Genomic DNA, 26,350 nt, shown 5'->3' on the forward strand with positions numbered 1-26,350 from the left:
CGATGGTAGTGTGGGGTTTCCCCATGTGAGAGTAGGTCATCGTCAAGATTCAATTCCGAAACCCCTATCTGCGTGAGCAGGTAGGGGTTTTGTCTTTTCCGGCGTGGTATTCCACGCCTGGCTGTCGGGTAGCCCTCGACTTAACGGGGACGATACCCCATGGCATGGGCAATGCCATTCCAGTACTGCTCGGTAAGGGTCATGAAGTCGTAGAAGCCATCTGCCAACGCAGCAAATTCATCGTCGTTGCGGCATTCGAGTGTGGCTGCGTGAATGGCCTGGATCTTGTGGTCCTTTTCGGCATTACCGATATGGACGTAAAAGTACTCGCAGTGTTCGTGGAACTCGTCGTTTGAAGCGTAGAGGTGCTGGTAGTGCCGCACGCCTTCGTACAAACGCGTGAGCATGGAGAACGCCAACCACTCCTGTGCCAACAGGGTACCCAGGATGCGCTGGCAGCCTCGTTCAGCAGGGTGACGGGTATACAGGGTTTGCTGTTCTTCGATGAATTGACGAGTACTGGGCAGGATCAACTCATCACTCAGCTTGGTCACTGGCTTGTAGACAACGGCCACTCGGCTGAGTAGATCGGTTAGAAAGTTCTCCAGCAAATGGATGTGTGCTTTCTGAGGCTGGCCGTAGCCATACTCCGAGTACAAGTTCTTGGCGATTTCGACGCGTGCGCACAGGTTGTCGGTGTGCAGCAGCGACAACGCGATCATCGTCGGCGTTTGCGAAGTTCTTACCAGATAATTCTTGGCAAACAGGGCCAGTTCGTCGAAGGACAGGGGTGCTGCCATCCAGCGCTCATAGAATGCATTGTTCAGAGCCCCATGCTGATGCACGGAGGTCGCAAGTTTAGTGATCTCTTCATAATAACCTGACATGCGCAGCTCCTTATTTGTAACCTAGTGCTTCGAAGTTGCCGTTTGGTTTTTGGTATCAGCTTGGCATTGGCAGTAGAATCCACGGGCAAGGGGACTCGCACAACCAACAAAAAATGAATCAGTGATTCACTCGAGGTGTATATGGATATTTCGCAATTGCGCATGCTCACCGCTATCTACAAAGCGGGAAGCATCGTCAAAGCCGCCAAGTCCGTACACTGCGTACCATCGAATGTCACTGCGCGCATGAAGGCTTTGGAAGCCGAAGTTGGATGTTGCCTGTTGAATAGAGGCGACAAGGGCGTGGAACTAAGTGCTGCGGGTAAACACCTGCTTATGCATGCAGAGAAAGTACTGCAGGCCTTTGGCGAGGCACAGTCTTGTTTCAACGACAGTAAAACATTTGGCGGGACTTTGAAGATAGGGGGTATAGATTCCTTCGTCAGTACGCGGCTTGCGGGCATCGCTGCAGCATTCGAGCGGGACTATCCGCAGGTTATTCTGGAGATCGTTACCGATACCTGGCCAGAACTCGTAGAACACGTTCTGGACGGGAAGCTGGATGTAGCAGTGGTGGCGATGGACACGGTCAACCCGAGACTTGTCAGCCGCAGATTACCCGGTGATCGACCGGTGCTGGTTTATCCGCAGACGTGGTTGCAACACGGACCCTTGAATCTGAACAATAGAAAAGTCCTGGCGTGGCCTGAAGGTTGTCCGTTTCACGCTGTTGCGCAGGCTTGGTGCGAGGAGTCATTGCAAGGGGTGGAATGGGTGGTATGTGGAAGTTGGGGGGGCATTCTGACGTGCGTTGCGCAAGGCATAGGCATGGCGGTGGTTCCCAGGGGCGTCTACTGCAACCACCGCGCCCTCGAAGGACTGGCTGTCTGTGACGCACTCGAGTTCGACAGCGTGGACAACTTTCTGCTGACCCACAAGCGCACTGATGGGCATCCGGTCAGGGAAGGGTTCGTACAGATGCTGTGCGCATCCGTACATTCGAATTGAATGCACGGACGTCCCGCTGGGCTGCGATCGAGTTATTTACCCAAGGCAGCAGACGTGCCCACAGTCAGCTGGCGAAATCGACCGCTGCGGTTTCCTGCGCCTGGATGCGTACACCGAAGCTTTTGATGCTCGGCAGCGTGGCGGTATGGTGAGCGATGATCTGCGCCGCATCGGCATGCGCCTTGGACTGGGTGGTATGGGCGTCGCTCACCAATGTGATTTCGTAACCCAAGCCTGCGCCACGACGGACCGTCGTGTCCACGCAGAACTCGGTCGCATAGCCGCACACTACCAGGTGTGAAATATCGGCTTGCTGCAATAGCGGCTGAAGATCGGTCCTGAGGAAAGAGTCCGGCGTGGTCTTGTTGACGTAGTGATCGGTGTCGGCTGTCACAAGCCGATGGTCGACTTTCCAGCTGTCACTGCCGCGCACCAAAAACTCGCCATTGGTAAGTTCGTGCTGAACGAAGATCACCGGAACGTTTTCAGCTCTGGCACATGCCGTCAGTGTGTTGATGCGCGCTATCACTTCAGCGGCGAAGGCGGGAGCTGGGTCTGCCTGGAACAGGCCTTGTTGTACATCGATGACGATTAGCGCTTTCACGGATTTCAAGTCCTTTGAATGAGATGAGAAGCATCGAACCTGGCCCGGCCAATGCACTGGGACGGGTACGAGTCAGCCTAAGCGGTTGTACCTGATGGGTCCATATGCAAATCGTTGACTGTGAAAAACTTCATCCATGCGCAACTTGATCCAAACGGTGCTAGGAACTCCGTAGCTCGATTACCACTTCCCCCTTTGCGCGGCCGCTTTGAACATGGGCGAGGGCATCTGCAGTGGCCTCGAAGGGATAGACCTTCTCGACCACGGGCGTGATGACACCGGCTTCAATGAGTGAAGCTATCTCCCCGAGCTGACCTCCGTCCGCACGCATGAACACGAAATCATAGGACATGCCCCGCTGCCTCACCTGGCTGCGAATGCGCGAACTCAACACGCGCAGGACTTGCGTCAAGGTCCAGCCGAGTCCCTGCCTGGTAGCGAATTCCGCAGTCGGTGGGCCTGAGATCGAGATCAGTCGGCCGCCCCGCTTCAAGACCTCCACTGACTTGCCCAGTACGTCTGGACCCAAGCTATTGAGCACAATGTCGTAATCGTGCAACTGCTCGACGAAGTGCTGAGTCGTGTAGTCGATCACCTGGTCAGCGCCGAGGGCCTTCACCCACTCGACATTGGCCGTACTGGTGGAAGCGGCGACATAAGCACCCAGGTGTTTGGCGAGCTGTATCGCCACAGTGCCCACACCGCCGGATCCTGCGTGAATCAGAACCTTCTGGCCGGGTGTGAGTTTTGCGGTTTCAACCAGTACTTGCCAGGCAGTCAATGCCACCAGGGGCAGCGATGCCGCCTGGACCATGGTCAGGTTGACGGGTTTGTTGGCCACACAGGATTGATCAATGGCAATGCGTTCGGCGAACGTGCCAATACGCGCTTGATGGACCCGGGCGAACACATCGTCGCCCGGTTTGAAGCGGGTGACGTTCTTACCCACTTCGAGCACCGTGCCTGCCATATCATTGCCCAGTATCAGCGGCAGGGTGTAGGGCAGGATGAGCCTGAACTCGCCGTTGCGAATCTTGACGTCCAGCGCATTGACGCTCGCCGCGTGTACCTGCACCAGGACATCGTCGGCCGCCAAGGTGGGCTCTGGCATGTCAGCTATCCGGCCGATGACACGTTTGCCGTAACGATCAATGAGAAAGGCTTTCATGGGTTACTGCCCGACAGGGGCAGAAGCCAGGTAGCGCTCGGCTGGACTTGCCTGGCGTAGATCCGAAAGCAGAAGGCGACGGGCACCTTCCAACGCTTCCCAACGCTCGGCCACGTGCAGCGGTGGGATGGTCACAAGCTCGCGACGGTCGTAGCCCACCAAGGCGGCGTTTACCAGATCATCCACCTCCATGATTTCCGGCAAGGTTGCAATATCGATCCCGGAGTGCTGCCAGATCTCGGTGCGGGTGGTTGCGGGCAGTACGGCTTGCACGTAGACGCCCTTGGGGCCCAGTTCCGCCTGCAGGCCCTGGGACAGGAACAATACGAAGGCTTTGGTGGCGCCGTAGACGGTCATTTGCATTTCCGGGGCGAGCCCTACGACCGAGCCGACGTTGACGATACTTCCAGCGCCCGCTTGAATCAGGCGCGGAGCGATGGCTGCCGCCAAGCGGGTCACTGCGGTGACGTTCAGTGCCAGCAGGCTGTCGAGAGCAGTGACGCGCTGTTGCAAAAAGCCGCCTGACTGGCCTACGCCGGCATTGTTGATCAAGACCCCAATGCTGGCATCTTCGGTCAAGCGTCGTTCTACTTGCGCAAGGTCTTCAGCGCGGGTGAGGTCAGCCTGGATGACATCGACGTTCACGCCGCTTTCTTCGCGTAACTGTGCAGCCAGGACGTCCAGGCGTTCGCGATTGCGCGCTACCAGCACCAGCGCGTGGCCACGACTGGCGAAGCGTCGTGCGTAGGTAGCGCCGATGCCGCTGGAGGCGCCGGTGATCAGTACTGTAGGGAGATTGCTCATGGGGATGCATTCCTGGGAGAGACGCGGGGCAAGGATGGGCAGTGACGGTTTTATGATGATGATCGAAATCTAAACGGTCAAGCATTTTGATGTTGATCAACATCAATGTATGCTTGTCCCTGGTTCTATTTCACAGGCACCGGCATGAAAGTCTCCAAGGCACAGGCGCAGGCCAACCGTGCGCACATCGTTGAAACCGCCTCCACCTTGTTTCGCGAACGGGGTTACGACGGCGTGAGCGTGGCTGATCTGATGGCAGCCGCTGGCTTTACCCACGGTGGTTTCTACAAGCATTTTCGCTCCAAGGCAGACCTCATGAGCGAGGCGGCGGCGTGTGGTTTCGCACAGATGGAAGCCAGTACCGGTGAGGCGGAACGTGCAACGCTGATCGAGCGCTACCTGTCGCGCGAGCACCGCGACGCGCCCGGTGATGGCTGCACCCTTGCCGCATTGTCGGCCGATGCCGCACGGCAGCCCGAAGAGATCAAAGCGGTATTCGCGCAGGGAATGGAACGGCTGTTGGCCAACGCGACGCCCGTTGACCCCGATGCAGACAAGCTCACGCAGCAGAGCGCCCGGGCCGAACGAATCAACGCACTGGCGCATCTGGTCGGTGCATTGATGCTTTCCAGAGCCTGTCCGGATGACTCCGCGCTGGCTGACGAGATCCTGGAAACCTGCCGGGCACAGGCGTTGGCGCGGGTGGAGAGTTGAGGGGACTGTCTTAACTTTGCGTCTGATGTTCCGTATGGGGAACCTGCTGAGAGGCTCCGTGCTACGCGTATGCCCGATGGCAACCCGAATCTACTTACGTGAGTGTTCACCATGACTTACCCAAACCCCACCACACTGTTCGTAGGCTGGGACGTAGGCGGGTGGAATTGCGATCGAAACCCGGCGAGCCGTGATGCCTTGGTGGTGTTGGACGCCGAGCGCCGACTCGTGGGCAAGCCGTGGCGGGGTAATCTGCGGCGGACGATCAACCAAGCAAGTTCGACCGAGCAATTCGTTGATGGGCTGTTGAGATTGTGTGAAATAGATCCAGCACTTCACCAGGCGCCGCGCATGCTCATGGGCATCGACACTCCGCTCGGCTTCTCCAGGCCTTTCATAGACCTCATTACCCGTGGCATCGCTGTGCCCACCGTTGGCGAATCATCCAGCAATCCCTACCTGCACCGCCGCACCGAGCATTTCCTGTTCGAACGCGGGCTTTATCCGCTGTCGCCGATCAAGGACATGATCGGAAGCCAGGCGACCAAGGGCATGCATGTACTGGGGCGATTCGCGCCCATTCGTGAAGCCTGTGGCGTATGGACGGACGGGCAGATGCTGCGGGCGATCGAAGCCTATCCCTCGGCATGCAAACGCTCGGCGTGTATCGAGGCCTTGCGGGTGCCTTTCCATGTCGAGGAGGCGAGTGTGCCGCGAAGTTTCGTGCCGGGGTTCGAACATGTCGATGCACAGGATGCGCTGACCTGCGCGCTGTTGGCGTGGGCGTTCGAGCACAGGCCGCAGTGGCTGGCTCAACCGATGGCGGATATCGATCCGGTGGAGGGGTGGATATTCGTGCCGGAGGATGGGTTGCGGGCGTAGGCGGTACCGAATCAGGGGTACGGGTCCGTCCGATAACACCGGCAGGCATCTTTGCCTATCGGGCCAATAGGCTCTTCCAATTTAGCCACGCTGTTGGCTGCCGTTACCCTCAAGGTTTCTTCATAACATAAGAAGCGTGAGGGATTCACTATGAAAATCAGAACCTTATCAGGGTGCGCGGTCACGGCATTGGCCATCGGCATATTTTCGTCATCCGCTTTTGCGGACACCTTGACCCGCGACAACGGTGCCGCGGTTGGTGACAATCAGAATTCCCAGACGGCCGGACCCAACGGGCCGGCGCTGCTTCAAGACGTTCAGCTGTTGCAGAAACTGCAGCGCTTCGACCGCGAACGCATTCCGGAGCGCGTAGTGCATGCCCGTGGCACCGGCGTATATGGCGAGTTCGTCGCGTCCAGCAACATCAGTGAGTTGACCAAGGCCAAGGTGTTCACGCCAGGAACCCACACACCGGTGTTCGTGCGCTTCTCGTCGGTCGTCCACGGCAACCACTCGCCGGAAACGCTGCGCGACCCACGTGGTTTCGCGACCAAGTTCTATACGGCGGACGGCAACTGGGATCTGGTCGGCAATAACTTCCCGACCTTCTTCATTCGTGACGCGATCAAGTTTCCAGACATGGTGCACGCGTTCAAACCCGATCCGCGCACCAACCTCGACGACGACTCCCGTCGTTTCGATTTCTTCTCCCATGTGCCGGAAGCGACGCGTACCCTCACGCTGCTGTATTCCAATGAAGGCACGCCTGCGGGTTATCGCTTCATGGACGGCAATGGCGTGCACGCCTACAAGTTCGTCAACGACAAGGGCGAAGTGCACTACGTGAAGTTTCACTGGAAGAGCCTGCAAGGTCTGAAGAATCTGGACCCGGATCAGGTTGTGCAAACCCAGGGCAAAGACTACGCGCACATGACCCATGACTTGGTCAGCGCAATCAACAAGGGCGATTTCCCCAAGTGGGACTTGTACATCCAGGTGCTCAAGCCTGAAGACCTGGCCAAGTTTGCGTTCGACCCGCTGGACGCGACCAAGATCTGGCCAGACGTGCCGGAGCAGAAGATCGGGCAGATGGTGCTGAACAAGAACGTCGACAACTTCTTCCAGGAAACCGAGCAGGTTGCCATGGCACCGTCCAACGTGGTGCCGGGTATCGAACCGTCGGAAGACCGTCTGCTGCAAGGCCGTGTGTTCTCGTATGCCGATACCCAGATGTACCGCCTGGGCGCCAACGGCATGAGCCTGCCGATCAACCGTCCTCGCGTGGCCGTCAACAACGGTAACCAGGATGGCGCCTTGAACAGCGGCCATACCACCGGCGGGGTGAACTACGAGCCGAGCCGCCTTGCGCCGCGCCCAAGTGACGACAGTGCGCGTTATAGCCAAACGGCTTTGAGCGGTACTACCCAACAGGCGAAGATTCAGCGCGAGCAGAATTTCAAACAAGCGGGCGACTTGTACCGCTCCTATTCGCCCAAGGAGCAGCAGGACCTGATCAACAGCTTCGGCGGTTCCCTGGCTGACACTGATACCGAGAGCAAGAACATCATGCTGTCGTATCTGTACAAAGCCGATCCGGCCTATGGCACAGGCGTGACCAAAGTTGCCAAAGGCGACTTGGAGAAGGTCAAGCAGTTGGCCGCCAAGCTGCAGGACTGATGTATCGATCACCGACCGTGCAACAACGGTCGGTGATCTTCAGGAGCAAAACCTAATGCGCTATTTCATTCCCTGGATCTGCTCGGCGATGATGGTTGCAACGGTCGCCTTGGCCGATGACACACCGCCTGCCGATACCCGGCAGCAACTTCGAGCACTGTACTTTGAAGCCGCACGCACGGGCAGTACCGACCGTTTGGGCGCGTTCATCGACGCTCATTATGATCTGGACACCCGCGATGAAAGCGGCTACACCGCACTGATTCTGGCGGCCTATCACGGCCATAAAGATGCCGTGGAACAGTTGCTCGCAGCGGGCGCCAACCCGTGTAGCCAGGATAAGCGCGGGAACACTGCGCTGATGGGGGCGATCTTCAAAGGCGAAGTCAGCATCGCCCATCGGCTACTCGGCGCAGACTGTGCGCCGGATGAGCGTAATAACTCAGGGCAGACGGCGGCGATGTATGCGGCGCTGTTTCAGCGCAAGGATATTCTCGAGGCGCTGGCGGCGAAGGGCGCGGATTTGGATGCGCGGGATGATAGGGGGAATGATGCGCGATCGTTGGGGGAGGGGCGGTTTAGTTCGGCGCCTCTGCGTTGAGCTGTGGCGCTGGAGTAAGTTGGGTATGTCATTAGCCCAGCGGGGACTGTCAGATTTTTTGTGTGCGGGGCGTTAACGGCCTGCCGCCAGGCAGGCCGTGCTTTTACCAGGTCGGCCTGATAAATCGATCTCCGTACAGAATCGCGAATTGATTCATCGCACTCTTCCAATCATGGGCCGCTGAGCCCCAGTTTGCCGTGATGTTGCGTAGCCCAAGCCAGATCAGTTTCGTCGCCGCATCATCGGTCGGGAAGTGGCCGCGGGTCTTGATGATCTTGCGCAGCTGAGCGTTGATGCTCTCGATGGCGTTGGTCGTGTAGATCACTTTTCGGATCGCTGGCGGGAAAACAAAGAACGGAATCACTCGATCCCAAGCCCGACGCCAAGCCGCCACACTGTTGGATACTGCTTGCCCCATGGCCCGTTTTCAAACGCATCGAGGGCTTGCTCAGCCGCTTCGGCGGTGACCGCCTGATAGATCGGTTTGAGCGCCTTCGCCAGTTCGCGACGTTTATCCCAAGCCGCGTAATCAAGGCTGTTGCGGATCAGATGAACGATACAGGTCTGCAATGTCGTATCCGGGAACACGGCTCCAAGGGCTTCTGGCATGCCTTTGAGGCCATCGGTGACGGCAATTAGTACGTCTTCGACGCCGCGTGTCTTGAGGTCGTTAAAAACCTTCATCCAGAACTTCGCGCCTTCGGTATTTTCTATCCAGATGCCGAGGATATCGCGCGTTCCGTCGGGCAAAACGCCTAAGGCCAAGTAGATCGCCTTGTTGCGAACTAGCCCTTCTTCACGGATCTTGACCCGCAGGGCATCGAAGAAAATCACCGGATACATCGGCTCTAGAGGCCGCTGCTGCCATGCGCCGATCTCGGCCATGACCTCGTCGGTTACCGAGCTAATGAAGTCGGGCGAAACGTCCGTACCGTACTGCTCGGAGAGGAATGCACGGATTTCTCTGACCGTCATTCCACGGGCATACATGGCGATGATCTTGTCGTCAAAACCGGTATAACGGCGCTCGTGTTTGGGGATCAGGATGGGCGCGAAACTGCCGTCCCGGTCGCGCGGAATATCCAGTCGGATGGGGCCATCTCCGGTCAGAACCGTCTTGCCACTTTTGCCATTGCGCTGGTTGGTCTCATCCTCGGGGCGCTGCGCGCCCGGCGGATAGCCCAGGTGATGGCCGAGTTCGGCACCCAGAGCTCGCTCGATCAAAGCCTTCTTGAACGCCGCAGAGGCGTCCTCGATGGCTTCCGCGGTCATCATCCCTTCGCTGAACTGCTCAAGCAGTTCTTTTGGGATTTTCGGTAGCTTCCGTAACTCGGGTTTCTTTTTGGTTGGCATACATGCACCTCTTACTCATGTTATGCCCGAACACAAAATTTCTGACACCCCCGCCCAGCGTACTGCCTCTCAAGCAAACTCATGCACCACCTCAATCAATGCCCGCAGCCCACCCGGCACATGTCGATGCCCTGGGTAATACAAAAACAACCCCGGCACCCGTGGGCTCCAATCCTCCAGCACCTGCACCAGCTGCCCATCCCGCAGATACCGCCCCGCCGTATGCTCGGGCAAATACGCAATCCCCAGCCCGCGTGCTGCCGCGTCCGCCATGATCTCCAAACTATCCAACGTAAGATTGCCCGACACCTCCAGCGTCATCGGCTGCCCATGCTGCTCGAACTCCCAGCGATATGGCGTGCCGCTGGGCATGCGAATGCAGATGCACTGATGCTCGCGCAGATCATCCGGCGTGACCGGCGCTGTGTGCCGAGCCAGATAGCCCGGCGATGCCACGGTCATGAAACAGGTATCCGGCGCCAGCCGCACCGCAATCATGTCCTGCGGCACCGACTCGCCAAGGCGAATGCCGGCATCGAAACCCTCGGCGACGATATCGATCAGCCGGCCATCGGTCTTCAGATCGATCGCCATGTTCGGGTAACGCTCCAGAAACGCTGGCACCACGCGCTCCATCAGCACCCTGGCCGCCGGCGCGCTAGCACTGATGCGCAGCACACCACTGGGCGAATCACGGAACTCGTTGACCTCCTCCAGCGCCAGCGCGAAGCCGCGCATCAACGGCGTGAGACGCGCCACCAGCCGCTCACCCACCGCCGTAGGCGCGACACTGCGCGTAGTGCGGTTAAGCAGCCGTACGCCCAGATTCGCCTCCAGCGTGCGCATCATGTGGCTCAAGGTCGACGCCGACAGCCCCAACTCACTCGCCGCCTTGCGAAAGCTGCGATGGGACACGATCAGCGCCAAAGCGTTGAGCTCGGCCAGAGACGGCGACGGTTTATTCATGGGGATATTTCACCAGCGCATCCGAGATTCACCGGATAGTAACAGCAGTGCTCGAAGGCTAGGGTGGACGTTCTGATAGCCAACATGAGAGGACACGAACATGAGCATCACATGGCTGATAACCGGCAGTTCATCAGGCATAGGCCGCGCGCTCGTCGAGCAGTTGCTCGCACGCGGTGATCGAGTTGCGGCCACCTTGCGGCGCCCGGACGTACTGAGCGAGCTGCAAACCCAATACGGCGAACAACTGTGGCTGGGCGCACTGGACGTCAACGACCCCGCCGCCATTCGCGACGTAGTCCAGCAAGCGTTCAACGACCTCGGCCATATCGACGTAGTAGTCAGCAGCGCTGGCTACGCCCTGTTTGGCGCCGCCGAGGAAGTCAGCGACGAACAGATCGAACAGCAACTGCAAACCAACCTGATCGGCTCCATCCAACTGATACGCGCCTGCCTGCCACACCTACGGGAGCAGGGCGGTGGACGGATCCTGCAAGTGTCATCCGAGGGCGGACAGTTGGCGTATCCGAACTTCAGCCTGTACCACGCGAGCAAATGGGGCATCGAAGGCTTCGTCGAAGCCGTTGCCCAGGAAGTCGCGCCATTCGGTATCCAGTTCACTCTGGTCGAGCCAGGCCCGACCCGCACCAACTTCGGCGCTGCACTGGTCAGGCCATCGCCCATGGCAGTGTATGAGCAGACTCCAGCCGGGGACGTCCGCCGAGCGGTAGCCAGTGGTGCATTTGCGCTGAAAGGCGACCCCGAGAAAATGGCGCGCGAGATGATCCTCGTAGCCGCCTCAACCCCAGCGCCTAAACGCCTGTTGCTCGGCAGCGACGCCTACGACCGTGTTCACAGCGCCCTCACCGAAAGGCTAACCACCTTGGAACAACAACAAACTCAAGCTCGCAGCACCGAACTCGACAGCTGACACACGAGGCTGCATGACGCTGAGTGGTACGCATGAATATGTGCCCTTTCGAGACGATGCGGGCATGTCATGTCGCTATTTTTGCATTTCAACGACATGATCATGGCGCCATGTGAGGGTTTCGTCGCAGGGCAGAGTTGGATCTCATCACTCTCCAACACCACCGACAAATCCCGCATCCAACTCTCGCTTTGCCAGTGCAACACACTCAACCGTAACCCCGGCCGCTGCATCACACTCAAACTCGTCACCGAATCACTCACTGGCAGCACTCCATCACGAGTCACCGCGATCACCTCATGGCTGAGCCAGCGTCGGAGGCTGCGGTTGTCCGGTTTGCTGTATTCTCCGCTCGCTGGAGCGCGTCGGTACTCACCGATTCATCTCAAAGCGCTTGAACTCTTCCGGTGATATTGGTTTGAGAGCGTTTTCACCTAGGCTCAATACCACTGTCCCGACAGCAGGTCGATACAGCGCTATCCACTGGTCCGACACCATAACCACGTAGCCAGCGTCTTGAATTACATTGTCATGCACTAGCGCTTTGCAGTAACGAGTGACGTCGGTTTCGTTTTCGCACCCTACGTACACCTGATTCTTCAGTTTCAATTCTGCTCCCCACTCCCCCAGCTTTTTCGGCACGCTGAGTATAGGAAAGGCGATAATCGGTACGAGTACAACCAGGGTTGTGAGACAAAAACTTACCAGAGCGATCATGCAGCCAACCACAATCCAAGGCTTCTTCAGTCGCCTGTTAAGCGCCGCGCTGATCTTTCCTTTCCTGTCAAATGCCACAAGGGTTGCGACTTCTAGTCCAAACAGCAGAAGCGCCCAGAAAACAACACCTATGACACTGGGCCTACTAATGAACGGCCACCAGTTGCCTGAAATGTCCAGGAGCGCCTGATAGGCATAAACGAATAAGTATGATGTGTCTTGGTCAAGCAGCCCCTGCGGAATGCCATAGTGCTTTAACAGAGCTTGATGGTATGCAAGCCCAGTCATATATGGGGCGTAGTAGCCAACGAAGCTGAAAATAGGTATTAAAAGCACAGTCAGGCTTGTTTTGGAGATCAGCTGAAACGGTTTCTCGATTGACGAACTATTTGATTCCACTTCCATGCGCTATGTTTCCAATCCAATGCAATGAGGGCTGGGGCTGACCCGTTGCGCTTAGTCTGCCGGCCTTTACCGATACTGGCAATCTGGATACTGTGGAGCGAATTTTCCTACAAGGACGTTCCACAATGCCTGCGCTCAACCAGATTTTCTTCGGACCACCCGGCACCGGAAAAACCTATGCGACCATTGCGGCGGCTTTGGAAATCCTAGACCCCACGTTCCTCAAAGGCAACGCCACGAACCGTCAAGCTCTGAAGCAGCGCTTCGACGCTTTCGTTACTGCTGGCGACGTGCGCTTCGTCACCTTCCACCAAAGCTTCAGCTATGAGGATTTTGTGGAGGGTTTACGCGCGGATACCGATGAAAACGGCCACCTGCAGTACACCGTCGTTCCCGGCGTCCTCAAAAGTCTATGTCGCCAGATAGCGGCAGGCTACAGGGCATTCAAGGTCGGTGACCAATTCGGCAAATATCGTGTTAGCTACGCCTCCTCAGACGTCGTTGAGATAGAGAAACCGAACGGCAAAAAAGTTGAGTTCGGCATGAATGTTCTCAATGGTCTCGCTGGTCACGTCGTGGCGGGTGATATTGCGATTCAGGACATTCGCGACAAATCATGGGACTCAAAACTTGAAGGTTCAGTGTTCGACCCGTTCACAGTCAATGGGTACCAGAACCTGATACCTGCGATGGTCGAGCATATGATCGGACAAACCCCTCTGAGCCTTTTCGCGGCTGATAAGCATGCGGCTCAAGACGCGCCTACCGTGTTGATCATTGATGAAATCAATCGAGGAAATATCTCTCGAATCTTTGGTGAGCTCATCACGCTCATCGAGCCCTCCAAGCGTGCAGGCGCAGCAGAGGCACTAGAAGTCATCCTGCCGTATTCCAAAGAAAGATTCAGCGTCCCCGCCACCGTACACATCATCGGAACGATGAACACCGCCGACCGCTCGCTTGCCTCGATGGATATTGCTTTACGCCGCCGCTTCACCTTTATCGAAGTGCCGCCTAACCCTCAGTTACTAGAAGAAGTAGAAGTCGAAGGTATAGCTATTGATGAATTACTTAGCGTGATGAATGAGCGGATTGCGCTTTTGCTGGATCGTGATCATTGCCTGGGACACGCGTACTTTATGCCGCTCCAGCATGACCGGTCATTGGAGCGGCTAGAGAGTATCTTCAAGCAGCAGATACTCCCCCTGTTGCAGGAGTACTTCTTCGATGATTGGCAGCGGATTCAATGGGTCTTGAATGATCAACGCAAGGCGCCTGGAAATCATTTTCTCTTCCAGCCGACGCAGGACTTCAACGCGCTATTCGGTGATGGGGTGAATGCCGGTCAGAGCAAAGAACGTTGGGAGTTGAATCCTGCAGCGTTCAAGCGTGTGGATGCATACCTCGGCATTATTGACCACTCGCAGTCGTCTCACGCTCCGAACAAATACGATGCGAAACAGGTGCAATGGGGCGACGTGACGTTTAGCCAGTCCCAATCAGGTACCATCGTCGCAATGCGCAATGGCGAATCGATCACACCTGTGAAGCCTTTACTACGCGAGGCAGCAACTGAATGCGGTGTAGCTCTGGTCACCGCTACGGGAAATGAGTTCAATACCCGACGCCTCGGTCGTAAAGTCATACAAGCGTTAGTCGAGCAGCAAGCGTGACAACCACGATTACGGTGCGTGAGTACGCTCGGCTGACCACCAGTAGGATCGAACAACCGACCCTCGATACAGCGCAGGTTTCGCCGTCTGCATTTGACTGGCTGTGCGACCTCAATTCCAGATTTACCCAAGCTGGCGCAGCCATCGTGCAGGTGCAGGACCGCCGTTGGCTTAAGCTTGATAACTACGTTGGAGTTGTGGAAACCCCCTGCGGTACGCGGATCGAAATACTGCCCAAGCATTTCGAGGATGGCGACTGCATTGCAGATAGCCGTGCGCTGCTCCAATGTATGATTCAAAAGTCGCTAAATCTCCCCACTCGTAAAGTCGGCTTCACTGGGCTTCAGCGTTTCGATACGCCGTTGACCGAATGGTTGATGAGCCGATTCCTCGACGCTCTGGATCATCTGATCAAGCTAGGCTTGCGATTCGACTACCAGCGCTTAGAGGAAGAGCAGCGGTTTCTCAAGGGCCAACTTAACGCGTCCAGCCAAATGCGTCAGCCTGCGAGCCGACAACATCGATTTCAAATTCGGCATGATGTGTTCCTGCCTGATCGTCCTGAGAACCGTTTGCTCAGGACTGCGCTGGATGTCGTTTGTAAGACGACCCAGGAGCCGACTAACTGGCGGCTAGCGCATAAGCTGCGGACAATGCTCCTTGAACTTCCTAGAAGCCGTGATACGGGTAGAGATTTTGAGCAGTGGCGAGAGGATCGGCTGATGGCTCATTACCAACCGATCAAGCCTTGGTGCAAGTTAATCATTCAGCACCTGACGCCGGTGGCGGTGGCAGGGGATTGGCGTGGGTTGAGTTTGTTGTTCCCGATGGAACGATTGTTTGAGAGCTATGTGGCGGGGTGTTTGCGCGATTCGCTCGCTCCAGAATCAGCGCTGCGTACTCAAATTACCGGTAAGTATCTCTGTACGCAGGGGGAGAGAGGGCTGTTTCGGCTGAGGCCTGATTTGATAATTGAGCTTGCTGGGAAGCAATGGATTTTAGATGCGAAGTGGAAGCACTTAGACAGCGAGACGACTGGTAAAAACTATGGTTTGGTTCAGTCAGATCTCTATCAGATGTTTGCTTACGGTCATAAATATCTGGAGGCCGCTGGGGATTTGGTGTTGATCTATCCCAAGACCTCAATATTCCTGAAGGCATTGGAAGTCTTCGAGTACGGCCCTGGATTGGCGCTGTGGGTGGTACCTTTCGACCTGGAGAAAGGCCGGCTGGTTACCGCAGACGGTGCCCCGTTCGGCCAGCCGTCTCCGCTCCTAAGTCAGCCCAATGAAATGGAGGCCAGCGAGCAAAATGTCCCGGCTGACATGTGAATCATAAACACCATGCAGTGGTCCATCGTAAGCGCGATATGACGTTATCCCTCGATGAACTGAAGAGCATCTTGCGCGGCCGATGGGTCAAAACCCCCTGAATTCCCGGCACAAAAAAAGGCCGCCCAAAGGCGGCCTCTTCCTAGTAGTGCTAAGCGGGATCCACCATCAATCCCAGCTCAAAGCCCCACCTGTCTGATATTCAATAACCCGAGTCTCAAAGAAGTTCTTCTCCTTCTTCAAGTCCATGATCTCGCTCATCCAAGGGAATGGATTAGTAGTCCCTGGATACTCTTCCTTCAACCCAATCTGCGACAACCGACGGTTAGCGATGAACTTCAGATAGTCCTCCATCATCGCCGCGTTCATGCCCAGCACGCCGCGGGGCATGGTGTCGCGGGCGTATTCGATTTCCAGCTGGGTGCCTTGCAGAATCATCTGCGAAGCTTCTTCCTTGAGTTCGGCGTCCCACAGGTGTGGGTTCTCGATCTTGATCTGGTTGATCACGTCGATGCCGAAGTTCAGGTGCATGGATTCGTCGCGCAGGATGTATTGGAACTGCTCGGCGACGCCGGTCATCTTGTTGCGGCGGCCCATGGAGAGGATCTGGGTGAAGCCGCAGTAGAAGAAGATGCCTTCGAGTACGCAGTAGTAGCCGATCAGGTTGCGCAGCAGTTCTTTGTCGGTTTCGACGGTGCCGGTGTTGAATTCCGGGTCGGAGATGGCGCGGGTGTACTTGAGGCCCCAGGCGGCTTTTTTCGCGACCGATGGGATCTCGTGGTACATGTTGAAGATTTCGCCTTCGTCCATGCCCAGGGATTCGATGCAGTACTGGTAGGCGTGGGTGTGGATCGCTTCTTCGAAGGCCTGGCGCAGGATGTACTGGCGGCACTCCGGGTTGGTGATCAGGCGGTACACGGCCAGGGCCAGGTTGTTGGCGACCAGGGAGTCGGCGGTGCTGAAGAAGCCCAGGTTGCGCATGACGATGCGGCGTTCGTCGTCGGTCAGGCCTTCCGGGTTTTTCCAGAGGGCGATGTCGGCGTTCATGTTGACTTCTTGCGGCATCCAGTGGTTTGCGCAACCGTCCAGGTACTTCTGCCAGGCCCAGTCGTACTTGAAGGGTACGAGTTGGTTGAGGTCGGCGCGGCAGTTGATCATGCGCTTTTCGTCGACGGCGACGCGGGCGGCGGAGCCTTCGAGCTCGGCCAGGCCTTCGGCGATGTCGAGTTTGTTCAAGGCGGCCTTGGCGCGGGCTACGGCAGCGGAGTCGCTGGCGCTGGCGGCGCGGGCTTCTTGGGCGGCGGCGCCGCCGGCGCTGTCGAGCTTGTCCATCGCAGCTTCGCTGGCGTGGCCGGCGTTGGCGCCTTTGGCGGGTTCGGCTGCGTCTTCTTTGTCGAATTCGTCCCAGCTCAGCATGGGGGAGGCTCCTGCTCGAGGCCGCTGTGGGCGGCTGATGAATTTAGAAATGTGGTTTTGCCGATGGTGCGCTGCACAGCATCAGGCGACGGTTCTGGTGAGGGAGCGAACCCTCGGATCTTGTGGAATTTTGGGGTGTTTCAGGTATTGCATGGGCTTGACTGACAACGGCCGGCCTTGATGTGGGCTTTGGCAATGGCGGCACAGGTCGTCATGGTGCGTGTCCTTCGTGGGCCGAGAATTATACGGAGTTTTGCTTGGCACGTATCAGTTCAAGGGAAAAACTGTTGCTGTATTTACGTTGGTTGGCAGAGTCAGGAAGCTACTGGGCAGCGGCTTTGTAGGTAAGCACGAAAATCATTGGAAATCGCCTATGTAGTGTCCTCTGTGCTCAGGAGGCACACGATATAGCTTTTGGAGAATCCTGTGAAGGCAAAAAACGGATACAGTTTTGCCATGGATCCTAGCTAGTAGGTTTGGTGGCGCAGGGACGGGGGCTGCAGGAATGGGGCGGGGGCGAGGGACTGACGAATGGTGGGTTTGAGGTGAGCCAGTTGGGGTTGTTGGGTCCCGACGCGGCTTGCGCCGCTGCTACAGGACCCTGTGTCGACGCTATTTTTTCGCGGTAATCACCGCGCGCATCGGCGCCGGCAAGCCTTCGACCGTTTTGCTGTGGTCGTCGGGGTCGAGGAAGTCGCTCAGTGACTGGAACTTCATCCATTCGGTGCCGCGTTGTTCGGCCACGGTGGTGATGCTCACGTCCACGCATTTCACGTCGGTGAAGCCGGCGCGGCGCACCCACTTTTCCAAGGCTGGGACGGAAGGCAGGAACCAGACGTTGCGCATCTGCGCGTAGCGGTCTTCGGGGACCAGCACTTGGTGCTCGTCGCCGGGCACTACCAGTGTTTCCAGGACCAGTTCGCCGCCTTTGACCAGGCAATCCTTGAGCGCCAACAAGTGCTCGATCGGAGAACGGCGGTGGTAGAACACGCCCATGGAGAACACGGTGTCGAAGCCTTCCAGCCCGGCGGGCAGGTCTTCCAGGGCGAAGGGCAGGTGCCAGGCGGGGAGGTCGGGCAGGTAGCGTTGCACGGCCTGGAACTGGCAGAAGAACAGCCAGTTGGGGTCGACGCCGATGACGCTGTCGGCACCGGCGCCGAGCATGCGCCACTGGTAGTAGCCGTTGCCGCAGCCGACGTCGAGCACGCGTTTGCCGCGCAGGTCGAGGTGGGGGGCGACGCGGTCCCATTTCCAGTCCGAGCGCCATTCGGTGTCGACGTGGACGCCGAACAGGTCGAAGGGTCCTTTGCGCCACGGGGACAGACCCATCAGAGCGGCGCGCATCTGGTCGTAGGTGGCGGGGTTGTCTTCGCAGTCCAGACGCAAGCCGTTGACCAAGTCTATGTTGCAGGCGGTTACCGGGGGCAGGGCGTCGAGGGAGCTCTGCCAGCGCTGGAGGTCGCCGTGGCCTTTTTCCATCTTGGTGTCGAGCTGGGCTTGCAGGCCGTTGGCCCAGTTGGCCAGCGGGGTATTGGCCAGGCGGCGGACGAGCGGGGACAGGTCAATCATGGCAGGGCGATCATCGAGGCGAAGTTGAGGCATTGGAACCAGGGCACGACCTTGCTGAAGCCGGCGGCGAGCAGGCGGTCGCGGTTTTCTTCGAGGCTGTCGGGCTTCATGACGTTTTCAATGGCGCTGCGTTTCTGCGCTATTTCCAGGTCGCTGTAGCCGTTGGCGCGTTTGAAGGCGATGTGCAGGTCGGTGAGCAGGTCGTGTTGTTGGTCGTCTTCGAAGCGCAATTTTTCTGAAAGGATCAATGCGCCGCCGGGGACCAGGGCCTGATGGATGCGGGTGAGCAGTTCCAGGCGCTGGGCGGGGGGGATGAACTGCAGGGTGAAGTTGAGCGCGATGACCGACGCGGGCTTGAAGTCCAGGGCCAGGATGTCGCCCTCGATGACGTCGACCGGTAGCAGTTCCTGAAACATGGAGTTCTGCGCGTTGAGGTATTCGCGGCAGCGCTCGACCATCGCCTGGGAGTTGTCGATGGCGATCACCTGGCAGCCTTCGGCGCGCACGTGGCGGCGCAAGGCTTGGGTGACGGCGCCCAGGGAGCTGCCCAGGTCGTAGAGTGTGGTGTTGGGCTGGGCGAATTGCGCCGCGAGCACGCCGATGTTTTCGACGATGGTGGGGTAGCCGGGGACCGAGCGTTTGATCATGTCCGGGAACACGCGCACCACGTCTTCGTTGAAGGCGAAGTCGGGGACCTGGCTCAGGGGCTGGGCGAATAGGCGGTCGGGCTCTTTGCTCACGGGGCGATCCAGGCGGGTTGCGGGAAATCGGGGCGGCATTTTAGCGGATGTAGGGCGGGGGTGCATTTTTTGTGGGATGTGCGGTGTGGTAGTGGAACCGCGGTGCCCGTTTCGCGGCCGATGACCGCTCCTACGGGGGGATGACGATTCCTGTAGGAGCGGTCTGTGGCCGCGAAGGGACCCCGCGGTGTAGCAGTTGAACCGCGGTGCCCGTTTCGCGGCCGATGACCGCTCCTACGGGGGATGACGATTGCTGTAGGAGCGGTCTGTGGCCGCGAAGGGTTTGTGCGGTGTGTCAGGTGAACCGCGGTGCCCATTTCGCGGCCGATGACCGCTCCTACGGATTATTTTACGGTGATGTCGCAGCTGAAGGTTTGGGCTGGGGGGATTTCCGGGGCCCAAGGTTGCTGCAGCACGAGCATCAGATGACCCTTGCCTGGGGTGCGCGCCTGGAAGCGCCAGGTGGATTGCCCGGCAGCCCCGACCACGCCGGCCTCTTCGGGATGGCTGTAGACCTCTGGCCCGAGGCTGCGCAAAACGCTCGCGCCCGGATTCTGCACCAGCCAGCGGTAGCCGGTGCTGGGGTTGGTCGGCAATTGCAGGGTGACGGTCTGGTCGACGTTGAGGAAAACCGGGCATTGGCTCTGACTTTCCAGCACGACGCTGTGAAGCGGTTGCTGGGCGCAGGCTGTAAGCGCGGCAAGGCTGGCGGGAAGGATCAGGCGGACGACGGACATGGTGGCTCCGAACGGACGAGGATCTGGAAAGCATAACCCAGTTCGTCGAATGTGCAGGAGTGAGGCGTATGAACCGCGTTTGGGAAGATTGTGGTGAGTCTGGTGGGGCGGTGGTGGGGCCGGACGCGGCTCGCGCCGCTGCTACAGGGGATCGTGTCGTTTCGGGGCGTTGTAGCCACCGCCCGAGCCACGTCAGGGCGCAAGGGGTATGGCGGCTGAGGCCGTTGTAGCAGCGGCGCGAGCCACGTCAGCGCGCAACGGTGTGGCGGATGGGGCCGTCGTAGCAGCGGCGCGAGCCGCGTCAGCGCGCAACGGTGTGGCGGATGGGGCCGTCGTAGCAGCGGCGCGAGCCGCGTCAGGGCGCAAGGGGTGTGGCGGATCAGGCCGTTGTAGCAGCGGCGCGAGCCGCGTCAGGGCGCAAGGGGTGTGGCGGATGGGGGCCGTTGTAGCAGCGGCGCGAGCCGCGTCGGCGGTACATGAGGTGTGTCCGACCGGACGCGGTGCCCCCTGACGCAATGCCCCCCTGACGCGGCTTGCGCCGCCGCTACAGGGGGTGGATGGGTCAGAAGAGGATCTTGGCGACGTCGGCGAAACGTTTGGCGAAGTGCACGGTGATGCCCTGCTTGAGGTAATCCGGCAGCTCTTCGAAATTGCCACGGTTTGGCTCGGGCAGGATCAATTCCATGATCTTCTGCCGCCGTGCGGCGATGACTTTTTCGCGCACGCCACCGATCGGCAGCACGTGCCCGGTCAGGGTCAGTTCGCCGGTCATGGCCACGCCTTTCTTCGGTGCCTGATCGCGGGCCAGGGACAGCAGCGCGCTGGCCATGGTCACACCCGCGCTCGGGCCGTCCTTGGGCGTAGCGCCTTCGGGTACGTGCAGGTGCACGAAGGCCTCGTCGAAGAACTTGGAGTCCGCGCCGAACTGCGCCAGATTGGAGCTGACGTAGCTGTAGGCAATTTCCGCCGACTCCTTCATCACCTCGCCCAATTGCCCGGTCAGCTTGAAGCCACGGTTCAGTGTATGGATACGTGTCGCTTCGATCGGCAAGGTGGCGCCGCCCATGCTGGTCCAGGCCAGGCCGGTGATCACGCCCTTGCCCGACAGCACCTGCTCGCTGCGGAACACCGGCATCCCCAGGGAAGCTTCGAGGTCCTTGGGCACTAGTTTGATCGGTACATCAGGCTTGTCGATCAACTGCACCACCGCTTTGCGCACCAGTTTGCCCAGCTGTTTTTCCAGCTGGCGCACGCCGGCCTCGCGGGCATAGCCTTCGATCACCGTGCGCAGCGCACTGTCGCTGATGGTCAGGCGATTCTTGTCGACACCGGCCTTGGCCAGTTGCTTGGGCCACAGATGGCGCTTGGCGATGGCCATTTTCTCTTCGGTGATGTACCCGGACAGGCGGATCACTTCCATGCGGTCGAGCAGCGGGCCGGGGATGGAGTCCAAGGTGTTGGCGGTGCACACGAACAGCACCTTGGACAGGTCCAGACGCAGATCCAGATAATGATCGAGGAAGTCGACGTTCTGTTCCGGGTCCAACGTCTCCAGCAGCGCCGACGCCGGGTCGCCCTGGAAGCTCTGGCCCATCTTGTCGATCTCGTCGAGCATGATCACCGGGTTCATCACCTCGACGTCCTTGAGCGCCTGCACCAGCTTGCCCGGCTGGGCACCGATGTAAGTGCGGCGATGGCCCTTGATCTCGGCTTCGTCACGCATGCCGCCGACGCTGAAGCGATAGAACGGACGACCCAGGGATTCGGCGATGGACTTGCCGACGCTGGTCTTGCCCACGCCCGGCGGGCCCACCAGCAGCACGATGGAGCCACTGATCTCGCCTTTGTAGGCGCCCACCGCGAGAAATTCGATGATGCGTGTCTTGATGTCGTCGAGGCCGGCGTGGTGCTGGTCGAGCACCTTGCGCGCATGCTTCAGATCGAGCTTGTCCTTGCCGTACACACCCCACGGCAGGGCCGTGGCCCAGTCCAGATAGTTGCGCGTGACAGCGTATTCCGGCGAGCCGGTTTCCAGGATCGACAGCTTCTGCATTTCCTCGTCGATGCGCTTCTGCGCGGCGGGCGGCAAGGTCTTGTCCTGCAGACGCTGCTGGAACTGCTCGACGTCGGCGCTGCGATCGTCCTTGGTCAGGCCCAGCTCCTGCTGGATGACCTTGAGCTGTTCCTTGAGGAAGAACTCACGCTGGTGCTCGCCGATCTTCTTGTTCACTTCGGCGGAAATTTCTTTCTGCAGCCGTGCGACTTCGACTTCCTTGCGCAGCATCGGCAGGACTTTTTCCATGCGCCGCAGCATCGGCACGCAGTCGAGCACGCCCTGCAGCTCGTTGCCCGTGGCCGAGGTGAGCGCGGCGGCGAAGTCGGTCAGTGGGGACGGGTCGTTGGGGCTGAAACGGTTGAGGTAATTCTTCAGCTCTTCGCTGTACAGCGGATTGAGCGGCAGCAGCTCCTTGATGGCGTTGATCAGCGCCATGCCGTAGGCCTTCACCTCGTCGGTGGGCTCGATGGGCTGCTGCGGGTATTCGACTTCTACCAGATACGGCGGGCGATGGTGCTTGAGCCAGGTGCGGATACGCACGCGCGACAGCCCCTGCGCGACGAATTGCAGCTTGCCGTTTTCGCGGCTGGCGTGGTGGATCTTCACCAGCGTGCCGTACAGCGGCAGGCTGGAAGTGTCGAAATGGCGATGATCGTCGGGCGGGGTGTCCATGAAGAACAGCGCCAGCGAGTGGTGCTCGGTGTTGGAGACCAGGTCCAGGGTTTCCGCCCAGGGCTCTTCGTTGACGATGACCGGCAGCACCTGCGCGGGGAAGAACGGGCGGTTGTGGATCGGGATGACGTAGACCTTGTCCGGCAGGTTCTGCCCAGGCAGGGCCAGCTCGGTGCTGGAGTGGGTCGAGTGCTCGATGTGCTCGTTGTCCAGATCTTCGGACGGATTCTCGTTGGATTCCTGCTGGTCGCTCATGGGGCACCTGCGTCAATGACTATGCTGCTTAGATGGGGCAGGGTGCGACTGGTTTCAATGGTTGCACTGAAGCTTTGCGGCCGGCTGCCGATAAGGTTGTAACCGGGCTTGTGGCCCAAGTGGGCCGCGGCAGGCGACACTTTCATCCGTCAGGTAAATTTTCATGATCAGGTTTGGCGCCTTGCTCGGCAGTCTCGTCCTCAGTACGTGGGTCAGCGCGGCCTCCTTCGAGGCACGTATCACCCAGGCCGACGGCAAGCCTCTGGCCGACGCAGTGTTCAGCCTGTCCGGAGGGCCGGCGGCCGCCGGATCCAGGCAGGCCACGGCGATCATGGACCAGCGCGCGCAGAAGTACCTGCCGCACGTGCTGGCCGTTGCCACCGGTACCTCGGTTTCATTTCCCAACAGCGATAATATCCGCCATCAGGTGTATTCCTTTTCGCCCGCCAAGCGCTTCGAGCTGCGGCTCTATGAGGGCACGCCGAGCAAGCCGGAGCTGTTCGACAAGCCTGGTGTGGTAGTCCTGGGTTGCAATATTCACGACTGGATGCTTGGCTATATCTATGTCACCGATGATCCCTGGTTCGCCGTCAGCGACGAGCAAGGGCGCGTGCGTTTCGATCAATTACCCGCAGGCCGCTACCACGTGAGCCTGTGGCATCCGCGCAGCGTGGATGCGCAAGTACAGCCAGGAGGCGAGATCGACATGACGGCGACGGCCATGACGCAGAACTACACCCTGAAGGTCGAGGCAACAGCAGACGACGCTGCCCAGGAGCCGGCGACCGGCGCGTTCAGCGATGCATTCAAAAAGGCTGCCGGTGAAGCTGCGCAATAGTTTCCAGGCGCGCATCGCCTGCGTACTCATTCTGCTGCTGTCGGTGGTAGTGGGGGCCTTGACCGTGGCCGTGAAAGTGGCCACCAACGATGCCGTGCGCGCCCAGGCCCGCGAGCAGCTGCAAGTGGGCACGCGAGTGTTCGAGCGTCTGCTGGATGTGCGCGGTCGGCGCCTGCGCGACGGCGTGCAGTTGCTGGCTGCCGACTTCGGTTTCCGCGATGCGGTGTCCAGCGGCGACTCGCCGACCATCCGTTCGGCGCTGCAGAACCAGGGCGCGCGCATCGGCGCCACCGACATGTTCGTGTTGGGCATGGACGGTCGTGTCCTGGCCAGTACCGTGGACCAGGTCCCCACCGGCAGCGTGTTTCCCTATGACACGGCGCTGCGCGAAGCCCGCCGAACCAGCCAGTCGATGCTGTTCGTGCCGCTGCAGGGGCTGCCGCACTTGCTGGTGGAAGCGCCAGTGCTGGCACCGCTGCCGATCGCGCGGGTGGTGATGGGTTTCAGCATGGATGTGACCCTTGCCCAGGAATTGCACTCGCTGACCAACTTGCAGGTGTCCTTCCTGACTACCGAGGCCGGCAAGGTCGGCACGCTGGTGAGCACCCAGCCGACCGAATTATCCGCCAGCATCAGTCAATGGATGCAGGTCAATGAATCGGCGGCGCAGCACATTTCCCTTTCCGAACACAACGATCGCACGTACCTCAGCCAGCCCTTGCTGCTGGCCAGCAGCAGTGGCCCGGAGGGCGGAAAGGTCATGGCACTGCTGCAGAGCCCGCTGGATGAAGCGATGCGCGCGTTCGTCGCCCTGGATCGCAATATCTTCGGCATTGCCTTTGCCGCATTGCTGGCCTCCCTGGTGGGTGCCTTGCTGCTGGCGCGCAGTGTCTCGCTGCCGGTGCAGAGCCTGGCGCGGGCCGCTGGGCGCATCGGCCATGGCGACTACCAGACCGACGTGCCGCTGGACCGCACCGACGAACTGGGCGTGCTGGCCAAGGCCATCAGTCGCATGCAGGCCGGGATCGCCGAGCGCGAGCTGCAGCTGGCTCACAATGCCTTGCACGACGCGTTGACTGGCTTGCCCAACCGCACGCTGGCGATGGAGCGCCTGGGCAGCGCCATTGCCGCCGACCGACCGATCGCACTGCTGTACATCGGTATCGATAACCTGCGCGAACTCAGTGAAAGCGGTGGACCGACCTTCGTCGACAAACTGCTCCAGCAAGTCGCGCAAACCCTGCTGGAGCTGGTGCGACCCGGCGACACGGTGGCGCACCTGATCACCGACGAATTCCTCCTGCTGCTGGAAAACCTCGACAGCGACAGCGCCGTGGCGGTGGCCGACAAACTGCAACAGGTGCTGCTGCAACCCCACCGTTTCGGTGGCCACGACGTTGCCATCGACTGCCGGATCGGCATCGCGGCCTTTCCCTCCGATGGCCTGAGCGCCGAGGAGTTGCTGGCGCGTTCGGCAATCGCGATGAAAGACGCCGCCGACATGCCGGGTCGCCTGCAGGTGTATCAGCACGGTCGCGACCTTGCGCACCAGCGTCAGGTGCGGCTGATCCGCGACCTGCGTCGGGCCGCCGCGAACAACGAGTTGTCCCTGCACTACCAGCCCAAGCTGGACCTGCGCGACAAGCAGGTACGCCAGGCCGAAGCCTTGCTGCGTTGGCAGCATCCACAGTTGGGCAATGTCTCGCCCGGTGAATTCATCGAGCTGGCCGAGCGCACCGGCAGTATCCAGACGCTGACCCGGTGGGTGATCGAGGAAGGCATTCGACAGTTGAGCGAATGGAGCACGCGCGGCCTGGTCGTGCAGTTGTCGCTGAACATCTCGGCGGATGACCTGCTGGGGTCCGACCTGCCTGAGCGGGTCGTGCGCCTGCTCGGCCTGCATCAGGTGCCGGCCGAGCAGTTGATTTTCGAGATCACCGAAAGCGCGATCATGCGCGAGCCCGAGAAGGCGCTGAAGGTGCTCAACAGCCTGCGCGACTGCGGTATCAGCTTGTCTGTCGACGACTTCGGCACCGGTTATTCGTCGCTGGCCCACCTCAAGCGCCTGCCGGTGCAGGAGCTCAAGATCGACCAGTCGTTCGTGCGCAACCTCGACGAAACCAGCGAGGATGCGGTGATCGTACGTTCCACCATCGAAATGAGCCACAACCTGGGCCTCAAAGTGGTGGCCGAGGGCGTCGAATACGAACACAGCCTGCGCTTGCTCGAACGCTGGAACTGCGACACCGCCCAGGGCTATCTGATCAGCCGGCCGCTGACCGCTGTCGCCTTCGAAGCCTGGATGCAGCAGTCCTCGCCCATTTCAATTGCTGTGGTTCACTGATG

General features: G+C 59.3%; 21 protein-coding genes and 2 pseudogenes. 11 read left to right on the forward strand and 12 right to left on the reverse strand.

Features of this window, described 5'->3' with window-relative positions; genetic code table 11:
* Window positions 1-140: 140 nt before the first annotated feature.
* Window positions 141-887: an iron-containing redox enzyme family protein gene (locus tag IFT75_RS00005; protein WP_192052696.1), complete on the reverse strand. Its 747-nt coding sequence runs from the start codon at window positions 885-887 to the stop codon at window positions 141-143.
* Window positions 888-1,028: 141 nt separating this feature from the next.
* Here IFT75_RS00005 and IFT75_RS00010 point away from each other — a divergent pair, with 141 nt between their 5' ends.
* Window positions 1,029-1,895, forward strand: coding sequence for a LysR family transcriptional regulator (locus IFT75_RS00010; RefSeq protein ID WP_192052698.1), 867 nt, complete (start codon window positions 1,029-1,031; stop codon window positions 1,893-1,895).
* A 64-nt stretch (window positions 1,896-1,959) separates the two neighbouring features.
* Here IFT75_RS00010 and IFT75_RS00015 read toward each other — a convergent pair whose 3' ends face one another.
* From IFT75_RS00015 to IFT75_RS00025, 3 genes are all read right to left on the reverse strand, one after another.
* A complete protein-coding gene (locus tag IFT75_RS00015) occupies window positions 1,960-2,499 on the reverse strand; it encodes a cysteine hydrolase family protein (protein WP_342214358.1) in 540 nt (179 codons plus the stop codon).
* A gap of 160 nt (window positions 2,500-2,659) precedes the next feature.
* Window positions 2,660-3,667: an NADP-dependent oxidoreductase gene (locus IFT75_RS00020; protein ID WP_192052700.1), complete on the reverse strand. Its 1,008-nt coding sequence runs from the start codon at window positions 3,665-3,667 to the stop codon at window positions 2,660-2,662.
* A gap of 3 nt (window positions 3,668-3,670) precedes the next feature.
* Complete coding sequence (locus IFT75_RS00025; RefSeq protein ID WP_192052702.1) at window positions 3,671-4,471, reverse strand: SDR family NAD(P)-dependent oxidoreductase; 801 nt, start codon at window positions 4,469-4,471, stop codon at window positions 3,671-3,673.
* Between the two features lie 144 nt (window positions 4,472-4,615).
* Here IFT75_RS00025 and IFT75_RS00030 point away from each other — a divergent pair, with 144 nt between their 5' ends.
* The 4 genes from IFT75_RS00030 (at window position 4,616) to IFT75_RS00045 (ending at window position 8,345) form a co-directional block, all read left to right on the forward strand.
* On the forward strand, window positions 4,616-5,185 hold the full coding sequence (locus IFT75_RS00030) for a TetR family transcriptional regulator (RefSeq protein WP_192052704.1): 570 nt from the start codon (window positions 4,616-4,618) through the stop codon (window positions 5,183-5,185).
* Between the two features lie 111 nt (window positions 5,186-5,296).
* Window positions 5,297-6,067, forward strand: coding sequence for a hypothetical protein (locus IFT75_RS00035; RefSeq protein WP_192052706.1), 771 nt, complete (start codon window positions 5,297-5,299; stop codon window positions 6,065-6,067).
* A gap of 150 nt (window positions 6,068-6,217) precedes the next feature.
* Window positions 6,218-7,744, forward strand: a complete 1,527-nt coding sequence (gene katB / locus IFT75_RS00040; protein ID WP_192052708.1) for a catalase KatB — start codon at window positions 6,218-6,220, stop codon at window positions 7,742-7,744.
* A 55-nt stretch (window positions 7,745-7,799) separates the two neighbouring features.
* Window positions 7,800-8,345, forward strand: a complete 546-nt coding sequence (locus tag IFT75_RS00045; RefSeq protein WP_192052710.1) for an ankyrin repeat domain-containing protein — start codon at window positions 7,800-7,802, stop codon at window positions 8,343-8,345.
* A gap of 103 nt (window positions 8,346-8,448) precedes the next feature.
* Here the strand turns inward: IFT75_RS00045 and IFT75_RS00050 are convergent.
* Window positions 8,449-9,698: pseudogene (locus IFT75_RS00050) on the reverse strand (IS256 family transposase).
* Window positions 9,699-9,767: 69 nt separating this feature from the next.
* Window positions 9,768-10,664, reverse strand: coding sequence for a LysR family transcriptional regulator (locus IFT75_RS00055; protein WP_192052712.1), 897 nt, complete (start codon window positions 10,662-10,664; stop codon window positions 9,768-9,770).
* A 100-nt stretch (window positions 10,665-10,764) separates the two neighbouring features.
* Between IFT75_RS00055 and IFT75_RS00060 the strand changes: the two genes are divergently transcribed.
* Window positions 10,765-11,595: an SDR family oxidoreductase gene (locus IFT75_RS00060; RefSeq protein ID WP_192052714.1), complete on the forward strand. Its 831-nt coding sequence runs from the start codon at window positions 10,765-10,767 to the stop codon at window positions 11,593-11,595.
* A 372-nt stretch (window positions 11,596-11,967) separates the two neighbouring features.
* Here IFT75_RS00060 and IFT75_RS00065 read toward each other — a convergent pair whose 3' ends face one another.
* Window positions 11,968-12,717, reverse strand: coding sequence for a hypothetical protein (locus tag IFT75_RS00065; protein WP_192052716.1), 750 nt, complete (start codon window positions 12,715-12,717; stop codon window positions 11,968-11,970).
* A 125-nt stretch (window positions 12,718-12,842) separates the two neighbouring features.
* Between IFT75_RS00065 and IFT75_RS00070 the strand changes: the two genes are divergently transcribed.
* The 3 genes and pseudogenes from IFT75_RS00070 to IFT75_RS00080 all read left to right on the forward strand — a co-directional run.
* Entirely contained in the window at window positions 12,843-14,390 is a 1,548-nt protein-coding gene (locus tag IFT75_RS00070) for an McrB family protein (RefSeq protein ID WP_192052718.1), read from the forward strand.
* Window positions 14,387-15,721 (forward strand): McrC family protein, encoded by a 1,335-nt coding sequence (locus IFT75_RS00075; RefSeq protein ID WP_192052720.1) that lies wholly within the window; start codon window positions 14,387-14,389, stop codon window positions 15,719-15,721. The genes IFT75_RS00070 and IFT75_RS00075 overlap by 4 nt, the downstream gene beginning before the upstream one ends.
* 11 nt (window positions 15,722-15,732) lie before the next feature.
* Window positions 15,733-15,822: pseudogene (locus IFT75_RS00080) on the forward strand (restriction endonuclease); the annotation flags it as partial.
* A gap of 67 nt (window positions 15,823-15,889) precedes the next feature.
* Here the strand turns inward: IFT75_RS00080 and IFT75_RS00085 are convergent.
* The 5 genes from IFT75_RS00085 to lon all read right to left on the reverse strand — a co-directional run bounded on the left by IFT75_RS00085 (window position 15,890) and on the right by lon (window position 23,166).
* Window positions 15,890-17,137 (reverse strand): ribonucleotide-diphosphate reductase subunit beta, encoded by a 1,248-nt coding sequence (locus IFT75_RS00085; protein ID WP_122476712.1) that lies wholly within the window; start codon window positions 17,135-17,137, stop codon window positions 15,890-15,892.
* 612 nt (window positions 17,138-17,749) lie between these two features.
* Window positions 17,750-18,706, reverse strand: a complete 957-nt coding sequence (gene cmoB / locus IFT75_RS00090; RefSeq protein WP_192052722.1) for a tRNA 5-methoxyuridine(34)/uridine 5-oxyacetic acid(34) synthase CmoB — start codon at window positions 18,704-18,706, stop codon at window positions 17,750-17,752.
* Window positions 18,703-19,485 (reverse strand): carboxy-S-adenosyl-L-methionine synthase CmoA, encoded by a 783-nt coding sequence (cmoA, locus tag IFT75_RS00095; protein WP_185794223.1) that lies wholly within the window; start codon window positions 19,483-19,485, stop codon window positions 18,703-18,705. The genes cmoB and cmoA overlap by 4 nt, the downstream gene beginning before the upstream one ends.
* Before the next feature lie 305 nt (window positions 19,486-19,790).
* Entirely contained in the window at window positions 19,791-20,183 is a 393-nt protein-coding gene (locus tag IFT75_RS00100; RefSeq protein ID WP_185794224.1) for a protease inhibitor I42 family protein, read from the reverse strand.
* A gap of 562 nt (window positions 20,184-20,745) precedes the next feature.
* Window positions 20,746-23,166: an endopeptidase La gene (lon, locus tag IFT75_RS00105; RefSeq protein ID WP_122476705.1), complete on the reverse strand. Its 2,421-nt coding sequence runs from the start codon at window positions 23,164-23,166 to the stop codon at window positions 20,746-20,748.
* Between the two features lie 163 nt (window positions 23,167-23,329).
* Here lon and IFT75_RS00110 point away from each other — a divergent pair, with 163 nt between their 5' ends.
* On the forward strand, window positions 23,330-24,004 hold the full coding sequence (locus tag IFT75_RS00110; RefSeq protein WP_192052725.1) for a methylamine utilization protein: 675 nt from the start codon (window positions 23,330-23,332) through the stop codon (window positions 24,002-24,004).
* Window positions 23,988-26,348 (forward strand): EAL domain-containing protein, encoded by a 2,361-nt coding sequence (locus tag IFT75_RS00115; RefSeq protein WP_192052727.1) that lies wholly within the window; start codon window positions 23,988-23,990, stop codon window positions 26,346-26,348. Before IFT75_RS00110 ends, IFT75_RS00115 begins: the two co-directional genes overlap by 17 nt.
* Window positions 26,349-26,350: the final 2 nt, after the last annotated feature.

It is taken from the genome of Pseudomonas sp. CFBP 8758, assembly GCF_014841725.1.
GTDB lineage: Bacteria > Pseudomonadota > Gammaproteobacteria > Pseudomonadales > Pseudomonadaceae > Aquipseudomonas > Aquipseudomonas baltica.